The organism is Hymenobacter agri (genome assembly GCF_054778495.1).
Genome location: NZ_BAAGZM010000740.1, coordinates 1 through 1,811 on the forward strand (window position 1 = coordinate 1; position 1,811 = coordinate 1,811).

Annotated in this window: 3 protein-coding genes; all 3 read left to right on the forward strand. The window is 65.0% G+C overall.

Annotation, left to right across the window (positions count from 1 at the left end):
• The coding region (locus ACYVDE_RS21600; protein WP_460503604.1) for a histone deacetylase family protein at positions 1 to 593 on the forward strand (593 nt) is incomplete at its 5' end.
• 59 nt (positions 594 to 652) lie between these two features.
• Positions 653 to 1,054 (forward strand): energy transducer TonB, encoded by a 402-nt coding sequence (locus ACYVDE_RS21605; RefSeq protein ID WP_460503606.1) that lies wholly within the window; start codon positions 653 to 655, stop codon positions 1,052 to 1,054.
• Between the two features lie 137 nt (positions 1,055 to 1,191).
• The coding region (locus ACYVDE_RS21610; RefSeq protein WP_460503607.1) for an energy transducer TonB at positions 1,192 to 1,811 on the forward strand (620 nt) is incomplete at its 3' end.

Sequence of the window (1,811 nt, forward strand, 5' to 3'; positions counted from 1 at the left end):
GGGCGCTGCCGCACGGCGTGGCCTTCAACATTGCGGGCGGCACGCACCACGCCTTCCGCGACCGCGGTGAAGGCTTCTGCCTGCTAAATGACCAGGCCGCCGCGGCCGCCTGGCTGCTGGCCCACGGCCACGCCACAAAGGTGCTGATTGTGGACCTCGACGTACACCAGGGCAACGGCACGGCTTCCATCTTCCAGCACGAGCCGCGCGTGTTCACCTTCTCGATGCACGGCGGCCGCAACTACCCCGCCCGCAAAGAAATTTCCGACCTCGACCTGCCCCTGCCCGACGGCACCGCCGACGCCGAGTACCTCGCGCTGCTGGCCGACACGCTGCCGCGCCTGCTGGCCGAGGTGCAGCCCGATTTCGTGTTCTACCTCGCCGGCGTCGACGTGCTGGCCACCGACAAGCTCGGCCACCTGGGCCTGAGCCGCGAAGGCTGCCGCCGCCGCGACGAGCTGGTGCTTGGCCTCTGCCACCGGCACCAGCTGCCCGTGGTGGTGTGCATGGGCGGCGGCTATTCCGAAAACATCATCGACATTGTGGAAGCTCACGCCAATACCTTCCGCGTAGCCGCCGATTTGTGGGGCTGAAAACCAAGCCGAGCGGCCGGCTGATGGTAGCTTGCAGGATGAAAGGACGATTCTGCTTTTTGAAATTAGGTGTTGGCTGCGCCCTGCTGCTGACCAACTTGGCCAAGGCCCAAGTGCCCACCCAGCAACCGGTGCCCGGTATCGAGCAGCGCGTGTACACCTACGTCGAGCGAATGCCGCAGTTGCTAACCGGCGGCGGCACCCGCGCCGTGGAAGAAGCTATCAAGAAGCGCCTCGCCATCGCCCGCAAAGATTCCAAAGAATGCAAAGGCAGCAAATTGCAGGTGCAATTTACCGTCGATGCCACCGGCGCAGTGAAAGACGAGCACATTGAGCGCGGCCTGACGGCAGCCTGCGATGCGGCGGTGCTAGCGGCCGTGCGCAAGCTGCCCGCCTTCATCCCCGGCGTACAGAATGGTCGCAAGGTGGCGGTTCGCCTCACCGTTCCGGTGTTATTCTAAAACACTTTCGTGTTGAATTATCAGCGGAACTACTGCCAGCAAACCGGCAGTAAATACTGCTTCTATTCAGCCTTGCGTACATGATGCCTTTCCCTGTCCACTGCCGGCTCCGGTTTCTGGCTATCTGTTTCTTCGGCTTGACGAAGGCCACCGGTGTGCAAGGCCAAACAACCCGCGCCGCGCCCGATACCGTCCACGCCTACAGTTTCGTGGAGCAGATGCCCTCATTGCCTGGTGGTGGCGGCCGCGACGAGCTCATCCGCCAGATTCAGCGGCGGCTGGTGCTGCCCGCCGGTACGGCCGACGGCTACAGCGTGGTCACTTGTGTAGTGGGCCCGAGCGGAGTGGTGCGGGATGCCAGCATTACGCGCGGCTCGGGACTGGCCGGCAATGCGGCCGTGCTGGCGGCCGTGGCCCAGTTGCCCCGCTTGATGCCTGGTCGGCAAAACGGTCAGCCGTTGTCCGTGATGCTCACCCTGCCCATCCCGTTTGTGGGGCCGAAGCACGTGTACGCGCCGGGCGAGCCCAACCTGGGGCCGGCCAATTACCCGTTTCCGGCAGGCCCGCCTTCCGACAGCACCAAGGAATGGCTAATGGTTGGGGCCATGCCCCGCCTGCCCGATGGCCGCCCCTACACCGCTGCCCAGGAACTGGTGCAGCGGGCGCTGGTGGTTCCCGCCAGCCTGCGGGCCGACGACGAGGAAGGCCTCGTAACCGCGCTGCTGACGGTGGGGCCCAGCGGTGTGGCCTACAACGT